This is a genomic window from Cyanobium gracile PCC 6307, assembly GCF_000316515.1.
Classification (GTDB): domain Bacteria; phylum Cyanobacteriota; class Cyanobacteriia; order PCC-6307; family Cyanobiaceae; genus Cyanobium; species Cyanobium gracile.
The window spans coordinates 2,168,077-2,193,521 of record NC_019675.1 but is presented as its reverse complement, the minus strand read 5'-3'; the positions used below and the strand labels follow the sequence as shown (position 1 = coordinate 2,193,521).

The following is a 25,445-nucleotide window of genomic DNA, read 5'->3' as shown; positions in this document are numbered from 1 at the left end:
GACTTTTGGCCATGATGTTAAGTGGCACCGCGACGGCCGGACTGTTCCTTGCATTGCCCTCTGCGCTAGACTAGGCTCAAGTTTAGGAGATCATTCTTCATTGCAGAATTACGTTGGACTGAATCAGTGGCGAGGGGTCTTCTCTTTGGAGGCTTTCCCATTCTGGAAATCAGAGAAACCAGCTTCGCAGATTCCTACAACCACAAGACGCAAGAGATCCAAGGCCTTCTATTTCGAGAATCAGTCATCTACGCTGCAAGAAAGACTCTTGGAATTGGGGCTCTGGAGTGAGGCCAAGCCCCTGCGACTGCATCTTGGGTGTGGCCAAGTTGGATTTGAAGAATATGTCAATATAGATTATCCTCCAGATAGGCATCAAGTAATGCATCAAACAGAGGCGGACCTTTATGCTGATATAAATCATCTCAGGGTTCTAGCAAATGAAGTTGATGAGATCCGACTTCATCATGTCTTTGAGCACTTCTCCAGGGTTGATGCCCTAATCATGCTGATAAAATGGAGTACTTGGCTCAAGAAAAATGGTTTGTTGATCATCGAGGTTCCCGACTTTGAGGCAAATGCTAGGCAGTTCCTACAAAGTAAAGACTATCGAACGAAATCAGGAATTGTGCGACATCTAGTGGGGGATCAGTCGTCTGAATGGGGCTATCATATTGAACAGTGGTGGCCGCAAAGGCTTCGGCAGACCCTCTTCAGTCTTGGCTTCAAAGTAGAAGCTATAGAGAAGTACGCATGGCCAAACCCTCCTTTTCTGTCAAACTGCACTATCTTTGCTCGTGCCCAAAAGGATATGGATGACTCAGGCAAAATTCTTGCGGCTAAGCGCTTGTTGGTTGATAGTATGATTAGTCCCTTAGAGGAAGATACCTTTCTAAAGTGGCAAGAGAAGTTGAATGCTTTAGAAGTTTAACATCAGCTTCTAGACTTTCTTTAGGAGTTTAGCAAGGGCGTCTGCTGTTTGGCGGATGAGTCTGCCAATAAATCTGGATGATCTCCTGTTTTGCACTCTTGGTTCTACGCATTCTGAGTGGCTCTCAGAATCTTGGAGAATGTTAATCTCAATACGAGACAAGTCAAGGAGGCTGTTGATATACTTGCCTGCCGTCTGAACATCTGAATCTCCTAAGGTGGTTAAATCTGCGACAATCTCGGGGCCATCTTCATGCAGCCGAACACCTCTTGCAAAGCCCGAACTAAGGCACTTCAGTTGTCCTTTGCATACAGGGACCTCTGCTTTTCCCGACAGGCGTAGATAGATATGCTCCAATCCCCTACGCCTTCGTGATGACTCGGAAATCAATGATAGATCATTGAGAATCTTTTCGGCTAGCCTGTCAATATTGATATTGTAAATGCCAAGAGCTTCCTTGTGAAAGTCATGGGCAGTTGCAAGTGAATCGGCCTCGGCAATTGTCACAGTTATGGGCTGTTGGCCTCCTTCGCCATGTCGAATAACTGGATGAAAGACATTTTTGGATAGAAAGCTACTCGCCTCTTCGTTCTTTATCTCATTGGTCTGTGCAATGCCGTTGCTCGCCCCAGAGGCCCCATTAATCGATAGCGGGAAGGAACAACGTAAAATGCTCTTGGCGTATGCAGACAATACAAAGGCCGAGTAGACATCTGGGGAGCACGATCTGAAGAATCTAGCTCCATCTTGCTTGACTACATGACAAATCAGATCTGCACGAACAAATGCCGAGTATATTGATGGCCCTAGGTCATACCCGCATGAGAAGTCATGAATATTCATGAGAAAACTCTGAGTTGGAATCCTTCGAATGGTTGAAGACAAAAAGAAGGAAAGATAGCCGCTCATGCCTGGAAGGGCTACGTCGGGCCAGCAGTATTCAGCTTTTTTCCATGATAGAACTGCCGCCGGTTGTAACCTCAAAGTCTGCGCAGCAAACTGAAGTGCTCCAGGAAGCAATCCGTCGTCGTCGCCAATAAAGGTCACATATTGATTCGTACCTAGAAGGGTGGGAATGGCTCGTTCCCAATTGTCTGTCATTGTAAGGCCTCGTTCTGATCTCAAGACTGTAACTCTGCGGTCACGCTCGGTATAGTCTCTGCAAAGTGAACTAGTAGCGTCTGAAGAAGCGTTATCAAGAATTAGAAGTCTGAAGTTCTGGTAGTCTTGTGTTATAACACTTTCAATAGTGTATGTGAGGGTTCGGGAGCGGTTTCGAGTTGGGACTACAATCAGAAAGCCTGTATCCTCTATTTCTGTCTGTGCATCGTGCTGCTCAAGAGTTTGTCCATGCGAGTTCATTAGATTCATAGAACGGAGGTGGTGTTCATAGCGCGGGCCCAATTAAGGCGATGCTGCCTTGATGGCGTTTGGAATGGAGTAATCCTTCTCACCGGTTAAGCGACATACCTGCCATTCTACGCAGCTGAAGCACCTTTAGAGGTGGGGGGCTCTTCAGTTGTTGCGTAAGTTCCAGGCTGCCCTTTCTCTATGCCTAAATGAAGTAAGATACTTGATGAATCTAGTTCTCTTTCCCAGCCTAGTTGGGGCATTGCACGGGTAATGGGCTGGGTTCGAATCTGTGATACTTGACAATGGCGCCACCTTGTTGAAAAGATATCGTCTTTTGATTCGTTTACATCGGGTCTTGATGGAGCCCATCACTATTCTTTCCCTTCGAGAGCGTCATGACCTTTCGTCTTAGACTAGTGAGCCGAATGAGACCCATGCGGCCGATCGACCTTTGGGTCTGGGCCTTTCCCGCAGTGACCCTCTGCTGCTGGGGCGCGGCATCTCGACCGTTCATGGCATACCACTCTGTAGGATGACCTTAATCAGCATTGAGGAGGCTCTGCGTGAATGAGTCTTTATGGCCGCTTATCCTGTTGCAACTGGTGAATGTACATCCATGAAAACCCGTGTGGCAAGTGAGCTGAAGCCGGCTCTGTTGAAGCGTCATCTCTGGCCTTTGATTCAATTCAAGCGATTTATCGATCGACGGCTGTACGTATGGAATCAATCCAGAATCAATGCGCAAAGATCTCTGCGCGATTCTCTTTCGTTAACTCGCCGAATCGAAGATCCCGGATTGACGGTCGGAACCATGAATTCCCTCAATCGTGATCGTTGGGTATGCAAGATGTTGGCAGGTATACCCCCAAACTCCCGCTTGCTCGATGCTGGTTCTGGTGAACAGAAGTACCGCCACCACTGCGATCATCTTCTTTACTATTCTCAGGATAATGCCGCTTACGATGGTAAGGGTGATGGCCGTGGGGGACATGTTGAGGGATGGACGTATGGTTCAACAGACTACATCTGTGATATCGTGGAGATTCCCGCGCCAAGCGAGTCCTTTGATGTAGTGCTCTGTACCGAAGTGTTCGAGCATTTGCCCGATCCATTAGCGGCCGTTAAGGAGCTCACTCGATTGCTTGGTCCAGGCGGGCAGCTACTTATCACTGCACCTTTTTGCAGTTTTACCCATTTTTCTCCGTATTTTTACTCGACTGGATTTTCGCGCAACTGGTATCTCCAACATCTAGCAGCGCTTGGTTTTGTCGAGGTGGAGCTAGAGCCTAATGGAAACTACTTCGAGTTTCTTGCTCAAGAGATTCGCAGACTTCCGTTGATGTCAAGTTCCTATGGTTTAGCGACGGTGCCATGGTATGCGAGATTGGCAGTTCTAGTTATTCTAAGATTCTTGGAGGGGTGCTCATCGTCGGATTCAGGATCCAGTGAGTATTGCTGTTATGGGTGGCATGTCAAGGCGGTCAAGTCCGCTGCTGTCCAACAGGTTGAACTGTGATGAGTGTCGTCTCCCCACTCGTCTCTGTCGTTTTGCCGGTCTTTAATGGCAGTCCCTACCTACAAGACGCGATTGATAGCATTTTGGTTCAGGTGCATGACGACTATGAGCTAATTGTCATCGATGATGGCTCCACGGATGATTCCGCTTTGATTCTTGAACGGCTTAACGACCCACGAATCCGGTTTTTTCGTCAGCCTAATCAGGGCTTGGCGGCTACCCTCAATCGGGGCATCGCCCATGCCAGAGGTCAGTACATTGCCCGTCAGGATCAGGATGATCTCTCCTATCCAGAGCGTTTGGAAAAACAAGTAACGTTCATGGAATCCCATCCCGATTGCGTGCTGCTGGGCACCTGGGCCCAGATCCTGGAGGTGGATCGTCCCGTGGATCGCTTCCATCGCCATCCCGTGGATGAGGCCGAGCTGCGCTATCAGATGCTGTTCAACAACCCCTTCGTGCACAGTTCGGTGATGCTGCGCAAAGAAGCTGTGCAGCAGGTCGGTGGCTACACCACGGATCCCGATCGCCAGCCCCCGGAGGACTTCGAGCTCTGGTCGCGCCTGTCCCGGGTCGGTCAAGTCGCCAATATCGGCGAGGTTCTGATGGCCTACCGCGAGATCCCCGGCAGCATGTCGCGGGTCGGACCGTCACCGTTCCGTCGCCGTCTGATCACGATCTGCGCCGAGAATCTTGCCGCCGCGGCCCTGCTCGCTCCTGACGATCCCGATGTGGTCGCCATCGCCGCCCTTACCCATGGGGAGGCTGAAGCCCTGCCGGGTCGGCCTGATTTTTCGCGCATGCAGTCCCTGCTGCTGCGGGCCATCGACAGTTTTGCCCCCGACCCCCAAGCCCTGTCCCTCCGGCAGGATGCCCTGGGTCGCGTGGAGGCGATGCGGGCCGGCTGGATGGTGCGGGACTCCGCCGCCTATGGCCTCCTCCATACGGTGGGCCCGGTCCGCAACGTCGCCAAGCGGATCTGGCGGTTGCTCCAGCGTTTCAGGAGGACCCGTTGAAGACGATCGTCATCGGCGGCGCCGGTTTCATCGGTGCCGTCGTCAGTCAGCTGCTTCTGGCCACCGGCCGGGAGGTCACTATCGTCGGCCGGCGCCAGCCTGATGAACAGCGCACCGTGCCCGTTTGCAGCTATCGCTGCGCCGACCTGGGCAACCGGGCCCAGATGGCCGAGATCCTTGAGGCCGACTGCGAAGTCATCGACCTCGCCTATGCCACCGTTCCCAAGACTAGCTTCGGTGATCCGCTCTTTGACCTGCAGGCGAACCTGCCGGCGAGTGTGGCGTTGCTGGAGGAGTCCATGGCGGCGAAGGTGCGTCGGCTGCTCATCGTCTCCTCCGGCGGCACGGTCTACGGCCGCTCCCGGTCCCTGCCCATGGACGAGACCCATCCCACGGCCCCCGTCAGCCCCTACGGCATCACCAAACTCACCATCGATCACTATGCCCTGATGTTTCACCACACACGCGGCCTGCCGGTGGTGGTCGTGCGACCGGCCAACGCCTATGGGGTGATGCAGCGCGCCAGATCGGGCCAGGGATTCCTCGCCGCCGCAATCGATGCGATCGTTTCAGGACGCACCATCGAGATCTACGGGCCCGAGGGCACGATCCGCGATTACATCCATGTCGATGATGTGGCCCGTGGCATCATCGCGGCCCTGGAGTGCGGCCATGACGGAGACATCTACAACCTCGGCACCGGCATCGGCACCAGCAATCTCGAGGCCCTTGCCCTGCTGCGCCCCCTGGCCCTCCAGGCGGGCCGGGCCATTACTGTCAACCATCTCCCCCAGCGACGCTTTGATGTCGATGCCAACGTGCTCGACAGCGCCAAGCTCACCGCCACTTCAGGCTGGCGTCCCCAGGTGGCCCTGGAGCAGGGGCTGGCCCAGATGTGGGAGCATGCCCTGACGGCGTCCAGCTCCGCCTGACGACCCCCCCCCCGCTCCTTTCGTCCTGACCCATGGGAATGCTTTCGCGGTTGCTGGATCTTCGTGGGTCCTCCGCCGAACGTTCGACCTCCCTGGATCCCTTTCTCAGCACGGCCAACCCCTCCCGCAATCCCGCCTGCGAAGAGTTCGAGGTGGACGGCTGGGTCACGTCCGCGTTCGTGGCCCGCACCCTGGTTCCCGTGGTCGGCGTCCATCCCTTTCCGCTCCAGGAACTGATGCTGATGACGGCGACGGTGTGTCGCTTCCAGCCCTCCCTGATCTTCGAATGGGGCACCAACATCGGCAAGTCGGCGCGAATCTTCCATGAAATCGCCCAGTATTTCCATATCCCCACCACCATCCATTCCTGCGATCTTCCCGACGACGTCGACCACGTCGAGCACCCCCACGCCCAGCGGGGCGCGATGGTGCGGGGCCTGGCGGGGGTGGAACTGCACCAGGGCGACGGTCTGACCACCTCCCTCGGTCTCTGGGGGCGGGCCGGGCGTCCCCCTTCCCCCCTCTTCTTCCTCGATGGTGACCACAGCCACGCCAGTGTCAGGCGAGAGATCGAAGGCATCCTGGCGGCCGTCCTCGACCCGGTGCTGCTGCTGCACGACACCTTCCTCCAGTCCCCCGATTCCGGCTACAACACCGGACCCCGTCAGGCCGTCGAAGAGTCCCTGGCCGCCCACCCCGGCCGCTTCCGGGCGGTGCATTCCGGGCTCAGCCTGCCGGGCATGACCCTGCTCTATTCCACCGCCCCGGTTGCGGCGTAGGTTCGCCCCAGCCCTGCCGGCCCATGAAGATCCTCCATACGGTCGAGTCCTACCTGCCGGCCCGCCATGGCATGTCGGAGGTGGTGCGGCAGATCTCCGAGCGGCTGGTGGCCCGGGGCCACGACGTCACCGTGGCCACCCGCTCCGACCCGGCGCGCACCGGCGACAGCATCGAGGGGGTGAAGGTCAGGGGTTTCGATGTGCAGGGCAAGAGTGCGGTGGGGGTCTGGGGGGATGTCTCCGGCTACCAGCGCTATCTGCTCGCCTCCGATGCCGATGTGATCGTCAACTTTGCGGCGCAGCAGTGGGCCACCGATCTGATGCTGCCGCTGCTGCCCCAGCTGAAGGCCCGCAAGGTGTTCGTTCCCACGGGCTTCTCCGCCCTGGGGGATCCCACCTTCGCCTCCTATTTCGCCGCCATGGGCGAATGGATGCGCAGCTACGACACCTGCGTCTTCCTTTCCGACTCCTACCGCGACATCGACTTCGCCCGCCGCGAGGGCGTCGACCGCATCGCCATCATTCCCAACGGGGCGGCCGCCGAGGAGTTTGAGCGCCCCCGGGATCCCGGCCTGCGGGCCCGGCTCGGGATTCCCGAGGACGACCTACTGATCCTGCATGTCTCCGGCTACCTGTCGGTGGCCAAGGGGCAGGCCGAGGCCCTCGAGATCTTCTCCCATTCCGATCTGCGGCAGGCCACCCTGCTGCTGGTCAGTCCGGATTTCGCCCAGTCCCTGGCCCGCTCCCTGACCCCGCGGCAGCTGGCCCGGGGCCTGTACCACCTGCTGCGGGGCAAGGGGTTGCGGGCCCTGGCCTTCCCCACCCAGCTGCAGGTGATGAAGCGCCTCAACCGGCGCCGCAATGCGGCGGCCGGCCGCCAGGTGCTCGGCCATGCCCTCTCACGCCAGGACACGGTCAGTGCCTTCCTGGAGGCTGACCTGCTGCTGTTCCCATCCTGGATCGAGTGCTCCCCCCTGGTGCTGTTCGAAGCCGCCGCCTCCCACACGCCGTTCCTGGTCACGCCGGTGGGCAATGCGGCCGAGATCATCGCCTGGACAGGGGGAGGCGAGCTGCTGCCCGGCGAGCGCAGTGACGACCGCGAAGGCAGCGTGCGGGCCGATGTGGCCGCCGGAACCCAGCGGCTGGAAGCACTGGTGGCCGATGCCCCCGGCCGCCGCCGGATGGCCGACTCCGCTTACCGGGCCTGGCAGGCCCACTTCACCTGGGAGCGCATCGCCGACCAGTACGAACGGCTGTACCGATCCCTGCTGGATGGTGAGGCGATCCACGACCAGTTCCCGGCTCCCCCCCAGCTCTGATGCGCGTCCTCACCCTGATCTTCTCCAAGGATCGGCCGCTGCAGCTGCAGGCGAGCCTGGCGTCGTTCGCCTTGCATTGCCAGGAGGCGGCGCAGACGCCGATCACGGTGCTCCACCGGGCCAGCTCAGAGGCGTTTGCCCAGGGTTATGCCCAGCTGCGGCAGGAGTTCCAGGGCCGGCTCCTGATCGACTGGGTTGAGGAGCGCTCCTTCCGGCGGGACCTGCTCGCCAGTCTGCGGGAGCCCCCGCCTTCGTCCCGCTGGCGCCGGCTCCTGGATCGGCTGCGGCTGCGCTCCTGGCGTCCGCGCTGTGACCAGCTGCTGTTTCTCGTCGACGACAACATCTTCGTGCGGCCCTTTTCGTTGCGGTCGATCGCGGAAGCCCTCGAGCAGCAGCCCTCCGCCATCGGCTTCTCCCTGCGCGTCGGCCGCAACACCACGCGCTGCTATTCGATGAACTGCGCCCAGCCGCTGCCGGAGTTCCAGCCCATGGCGTCGGGTCTGCGGTTTCGCTGGGTGGGCCAGACCGGCGACTTCGGCTACCCGATCGAGGTGTCCAGTTCCGTCTATCGCCTGGCCGATCTGATCGGCCTGCTGCGCACGCTCCCCTACACCAACCCCAACCGCCTGGAGCAGGTGCTCTCCTCCTCCAGTTCCCTCTTCGCCCTGGGCAAGCCCGACCTGCTCTGCTTCGAGCAGTCGGTGGCCTTCTGTGCACCGATCAACAAGGTGCAGACGATCCTCGACAACCGGGCCGGCGCCTCCGATGACTACTCCAGCGAGGCCCTGCTCGAACGCTTCCTCGAGGGGCAGCGGGTGGATGTCGAGGCCCTGCGGGATTTCGTCCCTCGGGCCGCCCATGTGGAGATCGAGCTTCCCCTGCAATCAGCTTCGGCGCTGTGACCGCGCCCATCGCAACCCTGCTCTGCATGAAGGGGGACACCCCGCCGGCCCTGGCCCTGCGGGCCATCCGCAGCACGGCCGCCAGCCTGGCCCCCGGCGATCTCCTCTACCTGCGGGTGGATGGGGGGACCCTCACCGACCTCGGGCGTTTCCGTGCCGCCGCCGCCCCCGCCCGGCTGGTGCTCCGGGAGGCGGCCGAGGGCCGTGGGCTGGCCCACGGCCTCAACCAGCTGCTGGAGGAGGTGCTGCGTGATCCCGCCATCGGCCTGATCGCCCGGATGGATGCCGACGACGAATCCCTTCCCGGAAGGATGGAGCGCCAGCGCCGCTTCCTGGCGGAGCACCCGGAGGTCGACATCCTCGGCACGGCCTGCCATGAGGTCGACGAGCACGGTGCCTATCTGCAGCTCAAGTGCATGCCCCTCGCCCATCGCGCCATCGTGGCCACCCTGCCGCGCAGCAATCCCCTGAACCACCCCACGGTGATGCTGCGCCGCCGCGTGTTCGACTCCGGGCTCCGCTACCGGGAGGATGTGAAACGCACGGAGGACTACCACCTCTGGATCTCGGCGGCGGGGGCGGGTTTCGTGTTCGCCAACCTGCCCGAACCGCTGCTGAACTTCCAGCGTGATTCCGGGTTCTTCGGGCGCCGTGGTGGCTGGCAGCAGGCCTGGGCCGACCTGCATGTGCGGATCCGGGCGATGCGGGTGCTGCGGTTGTTTTCAGCGCCCAACCTGCTGTGGGCCGCGGCAGCCTTCGGCCTTCGCCTCCTGCCGGCGGCCCTGCAGAAATGGCTCTACCTCCGGCTGCGGTAACCGTGCCGGTTCTGCTGTCGCCAGGCCCAGCCATCCCGGCAGATGTCTTCGAGATTGCGGGTGGTGGACCAGCCGAGCAGATGCTGGGCCGCGGTTGAATCGGCCACACTCTCCGCCACATCGCCTGGCCTCCGGGGCGCGAATTCGTAGGCCACAGGACAGCCGTTGACCCGCTCGAAGGCCGCGATCATTTCGAGCACGGAGTGTCCCTGTCCGCTGCCGAGATTCAGGGTGAGGATCTGTTCGTCCGTCGTCAGGAGTAGATCCAGGGCCTGCCTGTGGCCCTCGGCCAGATCCATCACATGGATGAAGTCACGGATGCCGGTGCCATCGGGTGTGGGCCAGTCGGAGCCGAAGATCTGCACGTGGGATCGGAGTCCCATGGCCACCTGGGTGATCAGGGGGAACAGGTTGGAGGGCACCCCATTGGGGTCTTCGCCGATGCGTCCGCTGGGGTGCGCTCCCACGGGGTTGAAGTAGCGCAACCTGGCCATGCGCCATCCCGGCTCGCTGTCCGCCATGTCGGCCAGCATCCGCTCCACCGCCGCCTTGGTCTGTCCGTAGGGATTCGCCGGCTGGACACAGGCGCTCTCAGGAATCGGCAGCTGCTGCGGGCAGCCGTAGAGCGCGGCGGTGCTGCTGAACACGATCGTCCGGCAGCCGTGGCGCCGCATCGCCTCGAGCAGGCAGCGGGTGCCTTCGACGTTCACGTGCCAGTAGCTCAGCGGCTCCTGGATCGAGTCACCCACGGCCTTGAGGCCGGCGAAATGCAGCACGGCCGCCACGTCCCCGCCGCCGCTGGCGCGGAACGCCCCATCGAGGGCCTCCGGGCTTCGGATGTCACCGTTGATGAAGCGCAGCCGGCGATCACCCGTGGCGGTCTCCCAGGCCTGATGCACGCCGTCCTGATCAGCAGCCGGCTGGCAGGGGCTGAGCTGGCAGAGTTCCGCCACCCGGTGGAGTGCTTCGACGCTGCTGTTGTGCAGGTTGTCGATGACAACCACCTGATGGCCGGCACCGATCATCACCAGACAGGTGTGACTGCCAATGAAGCCAGCCCCTCCAGTGATCAGTACAGTCGCCAAAGACCATGACCAGGGATTGTGGATCCTACGCGGTTAGGGGCCGCCCATCCCCTGAGACTCAAGGAAGTGTCTTGAACCGGGCCATGGAGGCCCGGGGGTGCACATCCGGCTGGGCACCCCTGGCTCTGGCGAGCAGGCGAATCGTCTTGATCAGGATCAGTGTGTCCAGCATCAGACTGGCATTGCGCAGGTAATAGAGGTCGTAGCTGAGTTTCATCCTGCTGTCCTCGATGCTGGCGCCATAGGGATAGCAAACCTGCGCCCATCCGCTGAGTCCGGGGCGCACCCAGTGGCGGACGCGATAGTGCTGGATCTGTTGCTCCAGCGTGGCTTCGATCTCGGGCCGTTCCGGCCTCGGGCCGATCAGGCTCATCTCACCCTTGAGCACGGCAATCAACTGGGGAAGTTCGTCGATGCGCAGCCGTCTCAGCAGCTTCCCCACCCGCGTGACACGGGGGTCGTCGCGGCTGGCCCAGCGGGCACCCCGTGTCTCCGCTTCCGCGCACATGGTCCTCAGTTTCCAGACCTCGATGGCCTCTCCATAGAGTCCTGTCCGGACCTGGCGGTAGAGGATGCCTCCCCCGCCCTCGAGTCGGATCGCCAGGGCGGCGGCCAGCAGCACCGGCGCCGTGAGAATCAGCAGCAGGCTGGCGACGACGACGTCCCCCAGTCGTTTGAGCCGCCATCCCCAGCGGCTGGGCTGCAGCTCGAAGCCGTCGGCCTGCAGCAGCCAGCGGCTCGAGAACAGCTCCGGAGGGACCCGCTGGAGATGGTGCTCGGCCCAGATGACGAGACTGCAGACACTGGCGCCCCGTTCCCGCCGCGCCAGCAGTTTCTGCAGCAGGACATCGTTCAGCTCGGCCGCCTCGCTCACGGCGATGCCGTCCACCGACGGCAGGATCGTCTCGAACGTCGGCTCCAGGGCGCGGCAGTCGCAGTAGTGGAGATCCAGCAGGGTCGGGCCGCCGTCCCGGCCAAGCTCACGTTGCACCACCGCGAGTTCGGCCTCCTCCCCCACCAGCAGCCAGGCCTGGCGGCGGCTCAGCAGCCGGGTGACCAGCAGCTGCGCCGTCCCTGACGCCAGCGTGACGGCCCCCAGCAGGGGAAGGACGAAATTCCGGAACGTCCGTGGATCCTCGACCTTCAGCCCCCAGTTGAGAACCACCACGACGACGGTGAGCACCAGCAGGGCGACCACGGCGGTGGCGCCCAGCCGTCGCCGCCGGGAATCCCGCTGACCCTGGTCGGGCTTGGAGTAGCGCCCCAGCAGGTAGGAGGTTCCCACCCAGAGCAGGGTCAGGCCCACGATCGAGCCGGTGATGCCGGCCCAGCGGTCGAACCGCTGCAGAAACAGGCTGTTGTAGGTCCCCAGCAGCAGCAGGGCGTCGAACAGGGCGAGTCCCAGCAGCAGCCGTCGCTGTCTCAGCCAGGGAGTTCGCCACCACATGCGCTGCCGCCACCGCCACCGCCCGACTTTATGGGCGCTGCCGGCGTCCTCACCCGGCCGCCGGATCCGGTCCCGGCGTCCCCATTTGACCGAGGGGCCCCCCATGGGGCATGCTTCGAGCCGGCCCGGGGGCCGAATTGCGGATGTAGCTCAGTGGTAGAGCATCTCCTTGCCAAGGAGAGGGTCGAGAGTTCGAATCTCTTCATCCGCTTGTCTGTTACAGCCTCGTCTTCAGCATCAGCCGCTGGCTGTCCACCCGGCTGAAGCCCAGCTTCTCGTAGAAGCCTTCTCCTGTGGTGGTCATCAGGTAGACCCGCTCGGCCGCCGCCACCTCCGGGCTGGCCAGCAGCGTCTCGACGATCCGCCGGCCGACCCCCCGGCCCTGCTGGTCCTCGGCCACCACCACGTCCCAGAGCACGGCGCGGAACACCCCATCGCTGGTGGCCCGCCCGAAGCCCACCAGGGTGCCCCCCTGCCAGGCGCTCACCACCACCTGGCTGCCGCCGAGCATCCGCCCCAGCTGGGCGGGCCGGCGGCCGGTGGCCCAGAAGCTGTGGCCATCGAGCAGGTTGCCCAGGGCCGCCAGCCGCCAGCGCAGGCGCAGGCACAGCCGGCCGTGGCGGACCAGCCGGATCGGGGCGAGGGAGGGGGCCTCGGGCCTGGGGGGGGCGCTGCTCAACGGACCGGGGTGGGGCGCATCAGCTGCGAATCCTGCTCGGTGGGCTCCCCGGGTACGGATCCCCGGCGACGGAGACGCCGAGAACCCTTGCAGCAGCACGATTCTTCGCTCTCGGCCACGGTTTTGCGATGGTAGGGTAAGAAACTACGGACAGGCCAACTCCATGCTCAAGCTGCTGCTGGGTGATCCCAATGCCCGCAAGCTGAAGCGTTACCAGCCGTTGGTGTCCGACATCAATCTGCTGGAGGAGGAGATCGAGCCCCTCAGCGACGAGGAACTGAGGGGCCTGACGGCCGAGTTCCGCCAGAAGCTGGAGAAGCCCGAGACGGCGGCCCGCCGCAAGGCCCTGCTCGATGAGCTGCTGCCCCAGGCCTTCGCGGTGGTGCGCGAGGCGGGCAAGCGGGTGCTGGGCATGCGCCACTTCGACGTGCAGCTGATCGGCGGCATGGTGCTGCACAACGGCCAGATCGCCGAGATGAAGACCGGCGAGGGCAAGACCCTGGTGGCCACCCTGCCGGCCTACCTCAACGCCCTCACCGGCCGCGGGGTGCACGTGGTCACGGTGAACGACTACCTGGCCCGCCGTGACGCCGAGTGGATGGGCCAGATCCATCGCTTCCTGGGGCTGAGCGTCGGGCTGATCCAGCAGGACATGAGCCCGCCGGAGCGGCGCCGCAACTATGCCTGCGACATCACCTACGCCACCAACTCCGAGCTGGGCTTCGACTACCTGCGCGACAACATGGCGAGTGACATCGCCGAGGTGGTGCAGCGCGAGTTCGAGTACTGCATCATCGACGAGGTGGATTCGATCCTCGTCGACGAGGCCCGCACCCCCCTGATCATCTCCGGCCAGATCGAGCGCCCCCAGGAGAAGTACATGCAGGCGGCCCGGATCGCCGCTGAGCTGGAGCGCGCCGCCGAGATGGGCAAGGACGGCATCGATCCCGAGGGCGACTACGAGGTCGATGAGAAGCAGCGCAACGTGACCCTCACCGACGAGGGTTACCAGAAGGCCGAGCAGCTGCTCGGCGTCCAGGACCTCTTCAACCCCCAGGACCCCTGGGCCCACTTCATCAACAACGCCCTCAAGGCCAAGGAGCTGTTCGTCAAGGACGTCAACTACATCGTGCGCGACTCCGACGCAGTGATCGTCGACGAGTTCACCGGCCGGGTGATGCCGGGGCGCCGCTGGAGCGACGGCCTGCACCAGGCGATCGAAGCCAAGGAGTCCCTGCCGATCCAGCCCGAGACCCAGACCCTGGCCAGCATCACCTACCAGAACTTCTTCCTGCTCTACCCCCGCCTCGCCGGCATGACCGGTACCGCCAAGACCGAGGAAGTGGAGTTCGAGAAGACCTACAAGCTGGAAGTGGCGGTGGTGCCCACCAACCGGGTCCGCTCCCGCTCCGACTGGCCCGATCAGGTCTACAAGACGGAAACGGCCAAATGGCAGGCCGTGGCCGCCGAGACCGCCCAGGTGCACAGGAGCGGCCGGCCGGTGCTGGTGGGCACCACCAGCGTCGAGAAGTCCGAGCTGCTTTCCACCCTGCTGCAGGAGCAGGCGATCCCCCACAACCTCCTCAACGCCAAGCCGGAGAACGTGGAGCGGGAGGCCGAGATCGTGGCCCAGGCGGGCCGGGCCGGTGCCGTCACCATCGCCACCAACATGGCCGGCCGGGGCACCGACATCATCCTGGGGGGCAACAGCGACTACATGGCCCGCCTCAAGCTGCGGGAAGTGCTGCTGCCCCGGCTGGTGCGCCCCGAGGAAGGCCATCGCCCGCCGGTGCCCCTGCAGCGCTCCACCGAGGCGCCGGCCGGCTTCGGCGGCGCCGTGGCCCCCAGCTCCCGGCCGGCCAGTGAGGCCCGCGCCATCGGCAACCTCTACCCCTGCAGGCTCTCCGAGGACACGGAGAAGGCCCTTGTCGGCTTCTCCCGCGAGCTGGTGGCGGCCTGGGGCGACCGCACCCTCACCGTGCTCGAGCTCGAGGACCGCATCGCCCAGGCCGCCGAGAAGGCCCCCACGGACGATCCCCAGATCCAGCGGCTGCGGGAACTGATCGCCCAGGTGCGGGCCGAGTACGACGTGGTGGTGAAGCAGGAGGAGGCCCAGGTCCGCACCGCCGGTGGCCTGCACGTGATCGGCACCGAACGCCATGAGTCTCGCCGTGTCGACAACCAGCTGCGCGGCCGGGCCGGTCGCCAGGGCGACCCGGGTAGCACCCGCTTCTTCCTGTCCCTGGAGGACAACCTGCTGCGCATCTTCGGCGGCGACCGGGTGGCGGGCCTGATGAACGCCTTCCGGGTGGAAGAGGACATGCCGATCGAATCGGGCATGCTCACCCGCTCCCTGGAGGGGGCTCAGAAGAAGGTGGAGACGTACTACTACGACATGCGCAAGCAGGTGTTCGAGTACGACGAGGTGATGAACAACCAGCGCAAGGCGGTGTACACCGAGCGGCGCCGGGTGCTGGAGGGACGGGAGCTCAAGCAGCAGGTGATCGGCTATGGCGAGCGCACCATCGACGACATCGTCGAGGCCTACGTGAACCCGGATCTGCCGCCCGAGGAATGGGATCTCACCCGCCTGGTGGAGAAGGTGAAGGAGTTCATCTACCTGCTGGCGGATCTCTCCCCGGATCAGGTGAGCGGCCTGTCGATGGAGGAGCTCAAGGCCTTCCTGCAGGAGCAGATGCGCAATGCCTACGACATCAAGGAGGGGCAGATCGAGCAGATGCGGCCGGGCCTGATGCGGGAGGCGGAGCGCTTCTTCATCCTCCAGCAGATCGATACCCTCTGGCGCGAGCACCTGCAGGCCATGGAGGCCCTGCGGGAATCGGTGGGTCTGCGGGGCTACGGCCAGAAGGATCCCCTGATCGAATACAAGAACGAGGGCTACGACATGTTCCTGGAGATGATGACCCAGATGCGGCGCAACGTGATCTATTCGATGTTCATGTTCCAGCCCCAGGTGCCGCAGGCGGTCACGGCCTGAGGAACGGCAAGGGTAGAATCTGAGCAGGTTCTACCTTTTGGACCCATGGGCATGAACATCAAGGATCCTGAAGTGCATGCCATGGCACGCGAGCTGGCTGCCCGCCGGTCCACCACCGTGACCAATGCGGTGCGACAAGCCCTCAGCGCCGAGCTTGAGCGCAGCCATCAAGGGGAGGAAGAGATGGCCAGTGCGGTCGCGGCTCGGCATGCCCGGCTTCAGGAACTGCTGCAGCGATTTCGCCAGATTCAGTGGCCGGAGGGCGTGACCAGCAAGGAGTTGCAGGACGAGCTCTATGACGATCAGGGGTTGCCGGTGTGATGGTGGTGGACACCTCTGCTTTGGTGGCGATCCTCAAGGCAGAAGCGGAGGCAGCGGCCCTCCTGCACTGCTTGGGCGAGAGTCGCAACAGCACCATTGCCATGCCCACCCTGCTGGAGGTTCAGATGGTGATGGTCAGCCAGGTAGGTGACGCTGGATTGGTTGACCTGGAACTGCTGCTGAGCCGAGCTGAGATCCGTCCCCTGGCCTTCGATGCGAACCATCTGCGCTGGGCCTTGCACGGTTGGCACTACTACGGCAAGGGTCGTCACCGGGCAGGCCTGAACTTCGGGGATTGCTTCAGCTATGGCCTGGCCATGGCCCTGGATCGGCCCCTGTTGTTCAAGGGCGACGACTTCTCCCAAACCGATGTCAAAGTGGCCGTGTTCTGAAGGCGCTCCGCCGCTTCAGCTTTGGATTTCTGGGTTGTCACCCAGGAACTCGAGGATCTCCCGGTCGCGCAGGTTCTGGGCCGTGCCGGTGCAGGGCTCCTTCAGGGGCCGGCCGGCGGCCACCTCCTGCAGGCAGGCCTGAAGCCGGTTGACGTCGTTCTCCAGGCTGTCGATCCGCTCCATCAGGTTGCGGATCACGGACGCCTCCGCATCCGGCAGGGCCGAGTGGGCCAGGGGGTCGATGCGGGCCCCGGCCTGGTGGATCACCCGGCCGGGGATGCCCACCACGGTGCTGTCGGCCCCCACGTTGCGCAGCAGAACCGAGCCGGCGCCGATGCGGGTGTTGGTGCCCACGGTGATCGCCCCGAGCACCTTGGCCCCCGCCCCCACCACCACGTTGTCCATCAGGGTGGGGTGGCGCTTGCCGAGCTCCTTGCCCGTGCCCCCGAGGGTCACCCCCTGGTAGAGGAGGCAGTTGTCACCGATGACGCTGGTCTCGCCGATGACCACCCCCATGCCGTGGTCGATGAACACCCCGCGGCCGATTCGGGCCCCCGGGTGGATCTCCACGCCGGTGAGCAGGCGGCCCAGCTGGCTCAGCAGACGGGGGATCAGGGGCAGACCCATCCGCCAGAGGCGGTGGCTGACACGGTGCAGCTCCAGGGCGTGGAAGCCCGGGTAGCAGAGCAGGATCTCCAGGGTGCCCCGGGCGGCCGGATCCCTCTGCCGGATGATGGCCAGGTCGGCCCGGAGTGCATCGAGCATGGATTCCCGCCGTCAGGCCGCCAGGAGGCCGATCTCCTTGCGCAGTTGGTCAATGGTGGCGCTGCCAAGGTAGCTCTGCGCACAGTGCACCATGGGCAGGCGCATCAGCTGGGCGCGGTTCTGGCGCAGGGTCTGCTCCACCAGTGGCAGGCTGGGCTTGTCGCAGATCACGTGGCTGGAGGCCCGCAGCAGGGCCAGCAGGCGGCTGCTGGTGTCGGGATTGGCCGTCATCACCAGCAGTTCGTTGCCCCGCATGCTGTGCAGGATCACCTCCGCGGCCCGCAGGATCCCCGGACTGATGCTCACCAGGCCCACGCAGCTGCCGGGGCGCAGCTCCTTGAGCATGCCCAGTTCGTGGCCGAAGTCGTTGAGATCCACCGGCACCGCCCGCACGCCGTGCACCTTGGCGATCTGCTCCACCTCCTGGAGGAAGTAGCGGCTGGTGACCACCGTGCCCTTGCTGGAGGTCTCCAGCACCGACTCCAGCTCCTCGATCGGCACCACCTCGACGGGCACCTCCAGGCTGGGCTTGAGCTCCTCGGCGATCAGGATCGAGGCGCCGATGTCCTCCCGGGAGGTGCTGACCAGCACCCGGGCGCCGCAGCGCAGCCGCCAGTCGATCTCGCGGGTGAGCAGCTCCCGGGCCTGCTGCAGGGTGCAGCCGGCGTTGAGCAGGCCGTCGACGCTCTGGCGCACCTCCCGGTCGATGTCCGGCAGGGCCTTGCTGCGCAGGCCCGGCGGCGGCTTGATCTCGCGCGGGTTCTGCTGGTCACGCACATAGATCCCCGAGCCGGCCATCGCCTCCACCACGCCGTCGGTCTCGAGCTGGCGGTAGACCTTGCTGATGGTGTTGCGGTGCAGGCCGGTCTGCATGGCCAGCTGGCGCGTGCTGGGCAGCCTGTGGCCCGGGGGGTAGTGCCGGGCGGCGATGGCGAAGCAGATCTGGTTGTACAGCTGGGTCGACGCCGGGATGTCGCTCTCCTGCTGAATGTGGAATCGCACGCCGGAGTGGCCAGGTGGGTCTGGCCGCCACCCTAAGGAGCTTTGGGCCCCGTGACAATTCCCTCGTTGGCATACGACCATGTGCCGGTTGCCCTGTGCCGGTTTGTCCCCTTCCGCCTGCGTCGCGTCCTGGCAGTCGATCGACCCCCGCCGCCCGGATGAGGTGCCGCTGCGCTGCTGGTGGGCCCGCCCCGCCGACGGGCCGCCCCGAGCCGGGGTGCTGGTGCTGCCGGAGGTGTTCGGCCTCAATGGCTGGATCCAGGGCGTGACGGAGCGGCTGGCGGCGGCGGGCTACGCGGCGCTGGCGGTGCCCCTGTTCGCCCGCACCGCCCCCGATCTGGAGCTGGGCTACGGCCCGGATGAGTTGGCCCTTGGGCGCAGCCACAAGGAGCGCACCCGCACCGATCAGCTGCTCGCCGATGTGGCCCTGGCCGCCGAGTGGCTGCAGGAGCAGCTGCCCCCCGCGGCCGCAGGTCTGGGGTGCGTGGGGTTCTGCTTCGGCGGCCACGTGGCCCTGCTGGCGGCCAGCCTCCCTGGCGTGGCCGCCACGGTGGATTTCTACGGGGCCGGCGTGAGGTCGGGCCGCCCCGGCGGTGGCCCGGCCAGCCTGGAGGTGGTGCCGACGATCGGCGGCACCCTGCTGTGCATCTGCGGCAAGGAGGATCTCCTGATCCCGGCCGCCGACGTGGCGGCGATCGAAACGGCCCTGGCCGCGGCGAATGCCGCCCGCTCCGCGGACTCGCCTGCCGGGTGGCTGCACCGGCTGGTGGTGCTGGAGGGGGGGCACGGCTTCATGTGCGCGGCCCGCTCCGACCATCACCCCGCATCGGCGGAGGCGGGCTGGTCGCTGCTGCTGGAGACGTTCGCGCAGCAGCTGGGGCCGGACAGGCACCGGGCGGGAGCCTGAGGCGGCTCAGCCGGGAACCCGAGGGGGGCTCTGGCGGAGTGTCTCAGCCGGCCGCGGCCGCCGCCGTCTTGCCGGCCGCCTGCTTGCGCGGGCTCAGGAACATGATCATGTTGCGGCCCTCCCGCTTGGGGGGCTGCTGGATCTCGGCGTTCTCCTCGAGGTCCTTGGCCATGCGGTACAGCAGCTGTTCGGCCAGCGCCGTGTGCTGAATCTCCCGGCCCCGGAAGATCACCGTGCACTTCACCTTGTCGCCGGACTTGAGGAAGCGCACCGCCTGACCGATGCGCACCTGATAGTCGTGCGAATCGATCTTATAGCGCATCTTCACCTCCTTGACTTCGGTCTGGTGCGACTTCTTCTTGGCTTCCTTGGCCTTCTTCTCCTGCTCGAACTTGTATTTGCCGTAATCCATGATCCGGCAGACCGGCGGATCGGCCTTCTCGCTCACCAGGACCAGATCCAGCTCCCGGTCGCGGGCGACATCGAGGGCCGCCTCTCGGGTGATGACTCCCAGTTGACTGCCGTCCGCATCCACCACACGAAGGTTGGGGTAGCTGATGCGGTCGTTGATGTTGGGCAGCTCCCGCACGGGAGCACGGCGATCAAAACGGGGACGGGGAGGCATTCACAGGGGCGGTTAGTCCTTCACCTTAAACCGCCCGCGGTCGCCCCCAGAGCACGCTGAAGCACATCCGCCTCCGAGGCCGGGCCCGCGACGCCGTCCGTCAGCCAGAGGGGCTGGTGCTGGCGCCGGAACCAGGTGCGCTGCCGCTTGGCGTACTGCCGGGTGCGCCGCTCCGTCAGGGCGACGGCGGCCTCAGGCTCCAGTTCCCCCCGCAGCAGCCGGGCCGCCTCGCCGTAACCGATCGTCTCCAGCAGAGGGCAGTCGGCCCCGAAGCGCTCGACCAGGTGCGCCGTCTCCTCCACCAGGCCGCCGGCGTAGAGGGCGGCGGTGCGGCGGTGGATGCGCTGGGGCAGATCGGCCGGATCCAGGCCCAGCTCCAGCACCCGCCAGGGGGGAGGGGACTGGCCCTGCTGGGCCGACAGGGGCCGCCCGGTGGCATAGAGCACCTCCAGGGCCCGGCTGGTGCGCACCGCATCCGCCGCGGCGATGCGACCGGCGGCCGCCGGATCCGCCTGGCGCAGCACCTGGTGGCAGAACGGCTGGCCCAGGGCGGCGAACTGGGCCCTCAGGGCGGGCTGGGGCGGCACCGCCGGCGGCCGCAGGCCCGCCAGCAGGGCCTTGAGGTAGAGCCCGCTGCCCCCCACCAGCAGGGCCACGCCGCGGCGGCGATGCTCCGCTTCGATGGCGGCGCTGGCCAGGGCCGTGAACTCCTGAAGGGTGAGGGGCCGGTCGGGGTCGCTCAGATCCAGCAGCTCGTGGCGCACCCGGGCCCGCTGCTCGGGGCTGGGCTTGGCCGTGCCCACGTCCATGTGGCGGTACATCTGGCGGGAATCCACCGAGAGCACGGCCAGATCGAGGGCTTCGGCCAGCTCGATCGCCAGGGCGGTCTTGCCGCTCGCTGTCGGGCCCAGCAGGGCGATCACCAGGGGCCTGTCGGCTCCGGAGGGGGGCGCCACGGGTGGCCTGGGCGGGGGGATCGGGCCATCCTGCCGGAGGCGGGCTCGGAGGGCGGTTGCACCCCCGGCCCGAATCGGTGCTCAGAGGCGCCTCTGGGGCCCTGCGGGACGGCGGTGGTAGATTGACCTTTGCGCAGCGTCCTTCGAGCGTCGCTGCGCCCCATCGCCGCCCCATCGCCCCTGGGATCCGCCGTCCTTGTCAGCCCCCTGGGGAGCCCTTTTCTGAATGAGCGACGCCATCAAAGTCGAAGCGGCCTACGGCGCCGAACAGATTCAGGTGCTGGAAGGCCTGGAGCCGGTGCGCAAACGGCCCGGCATGTACATCGGCACCACCGGGCCCCGGGGTCTCCACCATCTCGTCTATGAGGTCGTCGACAACTCGGTCGACGAGGCCCTGGCGGGCCACTGCGACGAGATCCTGGTGACCCTGCACGGGGACGGCTCCGCCAGCGTCACCGACAACGGCCGCGGCATCCCCACCGACATCCATCCCCGCACCGGCCGCAGCGCCCTGGAGACGGTGCTGACCGTGCTCCATGCCGGCGGCAAGTTCGGCAGCGGCGGTTACAAGGTGTCCGGCGGTCTGCACGGTGTCGGCATCTCGGTGGTCAACGCCCTCAGTGAGTGGGTGGAGGTGACCGTCCACCGTCAGGGCCAGGTCCACCGCCAGCGGTTCGAGCGGGGCCTGCCGATCGGCACCCTCGCCTCCGAGGACGCCCCCGATGCCCACACCGGCACCTCGGTGCGCTTCCGGCCCGACATCGAGATCTTCAGCGGCGGGATCGAGTTCGACTACCACACCCTCTCGGCCCGGCTGCGGGAGCTGGCCTACCTCAATGGCGGTGTCCGCATCGTCTTCCGCGACGAGCGCGCCGCCGCCGCCGGCGCCGATGGTGCGGCCCACGAGGAGATCTACCACTACGAAGGCGGCATCAAGGAGTACGTCGCTTACATGAATGCGGAGAAGGATCCGCTCCACCCGGAGATCATCTACGTCAACGCCACCAAGGACGGTGTCCAGGTGGAGGCGGCACTGCAGTGGTGCGTCGATGCCTATTCCGACAGCATCCTGGGCTTCGCCAACAACATCCGCACCGTCGACGGCGGCACCCACATCGAGGGCCTCAAGACGGTGCTCACCCGCACCCTCAACACCTTCGCCAAGAAGCGGGGCAAGCGCAAGGACGCCGATGCCAATCTGGCCGGGGAGAACATCCGCGAAGGTCTCACGGCCGTGCTGTCGGTCAAGGTGCCGGATCCGGAGTTCGAGGGCCAGACCAAGACCAAGCTGGGCAACACCGAGGTGCGTGGCATCGTCGACACGACGGTCGGCGAGGCCCTCGGCGAATACCTGGAATTCAACCCCCAGGTGATCGACCTGATCCTCGAGAAGGCGATCCAGGCCTTCAACGCCGCCGAGGCCGCCCGCCGCGCCCGGGAGCTGGTCAGGCGCAAGTCGGTGCTGGAGAGCTCCACCCTGCCCGGCAAGCTGGCCGACTGCAGCTCCCGCGATCCCAGTGAGTCGGAGATCTACATCGTCGAGGGGGACTCGGCCGGTGGCTCCGCCAAGCAGGGTCGCGACCGCCGCTTCCAGGCGATCCTGCCCCTGCGCGGCAAGATCCTCAACATCGAGAAGACCGACGACGCCAAGATCTACAAGAACACCGAGATCCAGGCCCTGATCACCGCCCTGGGCCTGGGTATCAAGGGCGAAGACTTCGAGGAGAAGAATCTCCGCTACCACCGCATCGTCATCATGACGGACGCGGACGTCGACGGCGCCCACATCCGCACCCTGCTGCTCACCTTCTTCTACCGCTACCAGAAGGCGCTGGTGGAGGGCGGCTACATCTACATCGCCTGCCCGCCCCTCTACAAGGTGGAGCGCGGCAAGAATCACAACTACTGCTACAACGAAAACGAGCTCAAGAAGGTGCTGGAAGGCTTCGGTGAGAAGGCCAACTACAACATCCAGCGGTTCAAGGGTCTGGGCGAGATGATGCCCAAGCAGCTCTGGGAAACCACGATGGACCCGGAGACCCGCATGATGAAGCGGGTGGAAATCGAGGATGCCCTCGAGGCTGATCGCATCTTCACGATCCTGATGGGCGACAAGGTCGCCCCCCGCAGGGAGTTCATCGAGACCCACAGCGCCGAGCTGGATTTCGCCCAGCTCGACATCTGATGCGGCCGCGCCCTGCGATGCCTCTGCCGGCCTGGCGCTGGGCCGCCCTTCTGGGCTTCGCCCTGATGGCCCCCGCCGCCCTGCCCGCCGGCGGCGGCGAGCGGCGACTGCCGGAGGTGCGGCGGCGGGAGCGCCAGGCTGAGCCCCTGATCAGCAGCGGCAGCCATGGTCTTCACTGCGCCCCCCGCTGCCAGGCACCGGTGCTGGTGCGCCTCGAAACTGGCGCCCCACTGCGGGTGCTGCGGGAATGGCTCGAGCCCGGCGGCCGCCGCTGGCTGCGGGTGGAGGCCTCCACCGCGGACGGCCGGGCCAGCCGGGGCTGGCTGCCCGGCTGAGTCCCACCCGATCGGGCCAGCTCCCGCCGGCTCAGGCCGCCAGGGCCTTCTCGATCGCGGCGGTCAGCTCGGCCCCGTCCGGCTCCACGGCGCTCTTGAAGCGGGCCACCACGCTGCCGTCCTTGCCGATCAGGAACTTCTCGAAGTTCCAGGCCACGTCGCCCGCCGGCTCCGCCTGGGTGAGGGTGTCGTAGGGGGCCGTCTTGGAGCCGGTGGCGTGCACCTTGTCGAACAGCTCGAAGCCGATGCCGAAGGTGGTGGAGCAGAACTGCTGGATCTCGTCGAGGGTGCCCGGCTCCTGGGCGCCGAAGTCGTTGCAGGGGAAGCCGAGCACGGCGAAGCCCTGGGAGCCGAAGCGGTCCTGGAGGGCCTGCAGGCCGGCGTACTGACGGGTGAAGCCGCAGCGGCTGGCCACGTTGACGATCAGCAGCACCTGGCCGGCCCACTCGCCGAGTCGGCGCTCCTGGCCGGCGGCGGTGCGCACCACCACGTCGCTCACGTTCACGGCCATGGGTTCCTGGGGAGGGGAGAACGCCGCGGACCCTAGCGGCCCAGCCCATACACTCGTATCCACCGGCATCCGAGGAGCGATGGCTGAGGCCTCCGCCGTCGCCGAGGTGGTGGCCCGCCAGCTGGAGGGGCTGCTGCAGGCAGGGAACTACGACGGCGCCAAGCTGCTGCTGCAACCCGTGCAGCCGGTGGATGCCGCCGAGGCGATCGGCACCCTGCCGCGCACGCTCCAGGCCCTCGCCTTCCGGCTGCTGCCCAAGAACGAGGCCATCGAGGTCTACGAGTACCTCGATGGCTCGGTGCAGCAGAGCCTGCTGGAGCGGCTGCGCTCCGGCGAGGTGCTGGAACTGGTGGAGGAGATGTCCCCGGACGACCGGGTGCGGCTCTTCGACGAACTGCCGGCCAAGGTGGTCCGGCGGCTGCTGGCGGAGCTGAGCCCGGCGGAGCGGCGGGTCACCGCCCAGATGCTCGGCTACGAGGCCGAGACCGCCGGTCGCCTGATGACGACCGAGTTCATCGACCTCAAGGAATTCCACAGCGCCCAGCAGGCCCTCGACATCGTGCGACGTCGGGCCCGGGACACCGAGACCATCTACAGCCTCTACGTGACCGATGCCTCCCGGCATCTCAGCGGCATGCTGTCGCTGCGGGATCTGGTGACGGCCGATCCGGAGGACCGGCTCGGGGACGTGATGACCCGGGAGGTGATGAGCGTCAGCACCGACACCGACCAGGAGGAGGTGGCCCGGGTGATCCAGCGCTACGACTTCCTGGCCGTACCGGTGGTGGACCGGGAGCAGCGGCTGGTAGGGATCGTCACCGTCGACGACGTCATCGACGTGATCCAGCAGGAGGCCACCCGGGACCTCTACGCCGCCGGCGCCGTGCAGGCCGGTGACGAGGACGACTATTTCCGCAGCAACCTGTTCACCGTGGCCAGGCGCCGGGTGGTGTGGCTGCTGGTGCTGCTGGTGGCCAACACCGGCACCTCGGCGGTGATCGCCTCCGAGCAGCACGTGCTGAAACAGGTGGTGCTGCTGGCGGCCTTCATTCCGCTGCTGATCGGCACCGGTGGCAACGTGGGCGCTCAGAGCTCCACCGTGGTCATCCGGGGTCTGAGCACCCAGCGACTGCAGTCCCTGGGCCCCTGGCGCACGATCGGCCGGGAACTGGTGGCCGGGGCGCTGCTGGGCGGCCTGCTGGCGGTGGTGGTGGTGCCCTGGGCCTGGACCATGGGGGGCAGTGCCCTGGTGGCCACCGCAGCCGGCATCAGCCTGGTGGCCATCACCACCCTGGCCGCCACCGCCGGTGCGGCCCTGCCCCTGCTGTTCGACCGCCTGGGGCTGGATCCGGCCCTGATGTCGGCCCCGTTCATCACCACGGCCACCGACGTGGCCGGCGTGTTCATCTACCTCAGGACCGCCCAACTGCTGCTGCCGCGGCTCGGCGGCGGCTGATCCGGGCCTGTGCTGGGGGGCCGCGACGGCCCATGAGCCCCATCGGAACGGGCTTTTGGGCCACTCCCGTTTCTGAGAGGAGTTCACACTTCGTGATGTTACGCTTTACAGACAGTTATGGATCGGATCCATGGTCGTCGCCCTCGCCTTCGCCCAGCCCACGACTTCCGACACGGTCCAGATGGCCGAGACGCTCCAGGTCTCCGACACGGTTCAGA

General features: G+C 65.0%; 23 protein-coding genes, 1 tRNA gene and 1 pseudogene. 16 read left to right on the top strand and 9 right to left on the bottom strand.

Translation table 11 applies throughout. The features are described 5' to 3' along the window. The first annotated feature begins 100 nt into the window (after positions 1–100). A complete protein-coding gene (locus tag CYAGR_RS18410) occupies positions 101–931 on the top strand; it encodes a class I SAM-dependent methyltransferase (RefSeq protein WP_015109814.1) in 831 nt (276 codons plus the stop codon). Positions 932–940: 9 nt separating this feature from the next. Here CYAGR_RS18410 and CYAGR_RS17235 read toward each other — a convergent pair whose 3' ends face one another. Then, positions 941–2,293 carry a glycosyltransferase family 2 protein gene (locus CYAGR_RS17235; RefSeq protein ID WP_015109813.1) on the bottom strand — a complete coding sequence of 451 codons (1,353 nt, stop codon included), beginning with the start codon at positions 2,291–2,293 and terminating at the stop codon, positions 941–943. A gap of 607 nt (positions 2,294–2,900) precedes the next feature. On the opposite strand from CYAGR_RS17235, the gene CYAGR_RS17230 reads away from it, so the two are divergent. Genes CYAGR_RS17230 through CYAGR_RS10620 form a run of 7 tightly spaced genes read left to right on the top strand, consistent with a single transcriptional unit; the run spans position 2,901 to position 9,563 of the window. Further along, on the top strand, positions 2,901–3,800 hold the full coding sequence (locus CYAGR_RS17230; RefSeq protein WP_015109812.1) for a class I SAM-dependent methyltransferase: 900 nt from the start codon (positions 2,901–2,903) through the stop codon (positions 3,798–3,800). After that, on the top strand, positions 3,800–4,816 hold the full coding sequence (locus CYAGR_RS10645) for a glycosyltransferase family 2 protein (RefSeq protein WP_015109811.1): 1,017 nt from the start codon (positions 3,800–3,802) through the stop codon (positions 4,814–4,816). The genes CYAGR_RS17230 and CYAGR_RS10645 overlap by 1 nt, the downstream gene beginning before the upstream one ends. Continuing rightward, entirely contained in the window at positions 4,813–5,748 is a 936-nt protein-coding gene (locus CYAGR_RS10640) for an NAD-dependent epimerase/dehydratase family protein (protein ID WP_015109810.1), read from the top strand. The genes CYAGR_RS10645 and CYAGR_RS10640 overlap by 4 nt, the downstream gene beginning before the upstream one ends. A 32-nt stretch (positions 5,749–5,780) precedes the next feature. Next, complete coding sequence (locus tag CYAGR_RS10635) at positions 5,781–6,527, top strand: CmcI family methyltransferase (protein WP_015109809.1); 747 nt, start codon at positions 5,781–5,783, stop codon at positions 6,525–6,527. A 23-nt stretch (positions 6,528–6,550) separates the two neighbouring features. Further along, positions 6,551–7,846, top strand: a complete 1,296-nt coding sequence (locus CYAGR_RS16555; protein ID WP_015109808.1) for a glycosyltransferase family 4 protein — start codon at positions 6,551–6,553, stop codon at positions 7,844–7,846. Further along, positions 7,846–8,748, top strand: a complete 903-nt coding sequence (locus CYAGR_RS10625) for a hypothetical protein (protein ID WP_015109807.1) — start codon at positions 7,846–7,848, stop codon at positions 8,746–8,748. Before CYAGR_RS16555 ends, CYAGR_RS10625 begins: the two co-directional genes overlap by 1 nt. Next, positions 8,745–9,563, top strand: a complete 819-nt coding sequence (locus tag CYAGR_RS10620; protein ID WP_172637179.1) for a glycosyltransferase — start codon at positions 8,745–8,747, stop codon at positions 9,561–9,563. The genes CYAGR_RS10625 and CYAGR_RS10620 overlap by 4 nt, the downstream gene beginning before the upstream one ends. On the opposite strand, the gene galE is transcribed toward CYAGR_RS10620, so the two are convergent. Together galE and CYAGR_RS10610 are read right to left on the bottom strand one after the other, a co-directional pair. After that, positions 9,545–10,648: a UDP-glucose 4-epimerase GalE gene (galE, locus tag CYAGR_RS10615; protein WP_015109805.1), complete on the bottom strand. Its 1,104-nt coding sequence runs from the start codon at positions 10,646–10,648 to the stop codon at positions 9,545–9,547. The genes CYAGR_RS10620 and galE overlap by 19 nt on opposite strands. Positions 10,649–10,706: 58 nt before the next feature. After that, positions 10,707–12,095, bottom strand: coding sequence for an exopolysaccharide biosynthesis polyprenyl glycosylphosphotransferase (locus tag CYAGR_RS10610; RefSeq protein ID WP_245552508.1), 1,389 nt, complete (start codon positions 12,093–12,095; stop codon positions 10,707–10,709). A gap of 139 nt (positions 12,096–12,234) precedes the next feature. On the opposite strand from CYAGR_RS10610, the gene CYAGR_RS10605 reads away from it, so the two are divergent. After that, positions 12,235–12,306: transfer RNA gene (locus CYAGR_RS10605), tRNA-Gly, on the top strand. 6 nt (positions 12,307–12,312) lie between these two features. On the opposite strand, the gene CYAGR_RS17835 is transcribed toward CYAGR_RS10605, so the two are convergent. Beyond that, positions 12,313–12,774 carry a GNAT family N-acetyltransferase gene (locus tag CYAGR_RS17835; protein ID WP_015109803.1) on the bottom strand — a complete coding sequence of 154 codons (462 nt, stop codon included), beginning with the start codon at positions 12,772–12,774 and terminating at the stop codon, positions 12,313–12,315. Positions 12,775–12,937: 163 nt separating this feature from the next. Here CYAGR_RS17835 and secA point away from each other — a divergent pair, with 163 nt between their 5' ends. From secA to CYAGR_RS10585, 3 genes are read left to right on the top strand one after another with little or no spacing between them, the layout of a single operon-like run. Next, positions 12,938–15,772 carry a preprotein translocase subunit SecA gene (gene secA / locus CYAGR_RS10595; RefSeq protein WP_015109802.1) on the top strand — a complete coding sequence of 945 codons (2,835 nt, stop codon included), beginning with the start codon at positions 12,938–12,940 and terminating at the stop codon, positions 15,770–15,772. A 45-nt stretch (positions 15,773–15,817) separates the two neighbouring features. Then, the gene (locus tag CYAGR_RS10590; RefSeq protein WP_015109801.1) at positions 15,818–16,093 is read left to right on the top strand and encodes a type II toxin-antitoxin system VapB family antitoxin; all 276 of its coding nucleotides are present in this window, start codon (positions 15,818–15,820) and stop codon (positions 16,091–16,093) included. After that, positions 16,093–16,485: a type II toxin-antitoxin system VapC family toxin gene (locus CYAGR_RS10585; protein ID WP_015109800.1), complete on the top strand. Its 393-nt coding sequence runs from the start codon at positions 16,093–16,095 to the stop codon at positions 16,483–16,485. Before CYAGR_RS10590 ends, CYAGR_RS10585 begins: the two co-directional genes overlap by 1 nt. A 15-nt stretch (positions 16,486–16,500) precedes the next feature. Here CYAGR_RS10585 and cysE read toward each other — a convergent pair whose 3' ends face one another. Both cysE and CYAGR_RS10575 read right to left on the bottom strand, forming a co-directional pair. Beyond that, entirely contained in the window at positions 16,501–17,250 is a 750-nt protein-coding gene (gene cysE / locus CYAGR_RS10580) for a serine O-acetyltransferase (protein WP_015109799.1), read from the bottom strand. Positions 17,251–17,262: 12 nt separating this feature from the next. Continuing rightward, on the bottom strand, positions 17,263–18,252 hold the full coding sequence (locus CYAGR_RS10575; RefSeq protein ID WP_015109798.1) for a GntR family transcriptional regulator: 990 nt from the start codon (positions 18,250–18,252) through the stop codon (positions 17,263–17,265). A gap of 103 nt (positions 18,253–18,355) precedes the next feature. Here CYAGR_RS10575 and CYAGR_RS10570 point away from each other — a divergent pair, with 103 nt between their 5' ends. After that, positions 18,356–19,159 carry a dienelactone hydrolase family protein gene (locus CYAGR_RS10570; protein ID WP_245552507.1) on the top strand — a complete coding sequence of 268 codons (804 nt, stop codon included), beginning with the start codon at positions 18,356–18,358 and terminating at the stop codon, positions 19,157–19,159. A gap of 64 nt (positions 19,160–19,223) precedes the next feature. On the opposite strand, the pseudogene infC reads toward CYAGR_RS10570, so the two are convergent. Then, positions 19,224–19,784 (bottom strand): annotated as a pseudogene (gene infC / locus CYAGR_RS10565) (translation initiation factor IF-3); the annotation flags it as partial. A 20-nt stretch (positions 19,785–19,804) separates the two neighbouring features. Further along, entirely contained in the window at positions 19,805–20,740 is a 936-nt protein-coding gene (gene miaA / locus CYAGR_RS10560) for a tRNA (adenosine(37)-N6)-dimethylallyltransferase MiaA (protein WP_015109795.1), read from the bottom strand. Positions 20,741–20,966: 226 nt separating this feature from the next. Between miaA and gyrB the strand changes: the two genes are divergently transcribed. Together gyrB and CYAGR_RS10550 are read left to right on the top strand one after the other, a co-directional pair. Next, complete coding sequence (gyrB, locus tag CYAGR_RS10555; RefSeq protein ID WP_015109794.1) at positions 20,967–22,925, top strand: DNA topoisomerase (ATP-hydrolyzing) subunit B; 1,959 nt, start codon at positions 20,967–20,969, stop codon at positions 22,923–22,925. A gap of 17 nt (positions 22,926–22,942) precedes the next feature. Beyond that, positions 22,943–23,260: a hypothetical protein gene (locus CYAGR_RS10550; protein WP_015109793.1), complete on the top strand. Its 318-nt coding sequence runs from the start codon at positions 22,943–22,945 to the stop codon at positions 23,258–23,260. 31 nt (positions 23,261–23,291) lie between these two features. Here the strand turns inward: CYAGR_RS10550 and CYAGR_RS10545 are convergent, their stop codons facing one another. Then, positions 23,292–23,771, bottom strand: coding sequence for a glutathione peroxidase (locus CYAGR_RS10545; protein ID WP_015109792.1), 480 nt, complete (start codon positions 23,769–23,771; stop codon positions 23,292–23,294). A gap of 79 nt (positions 23,772–23,850) precedes the next feature. Here CYAGR_RS10545 and mgtE point away from each other — a divergent pair, with 79 nt between their 5' ends. Then, positions 23,851–25,227 (top strand): magnesium transporter, encoded by a 1,377-nt coding sequence (gene mgtE, locus CYAGR_RS10540; protein ID WP_015109791.1) that lies wholly within the window; start codon positions 23,851–23,853, stop codon positions 25,225–25,227. The last annotated feature ends 218 nt before the right edge of the window (positions 25,228–25,445 follow it).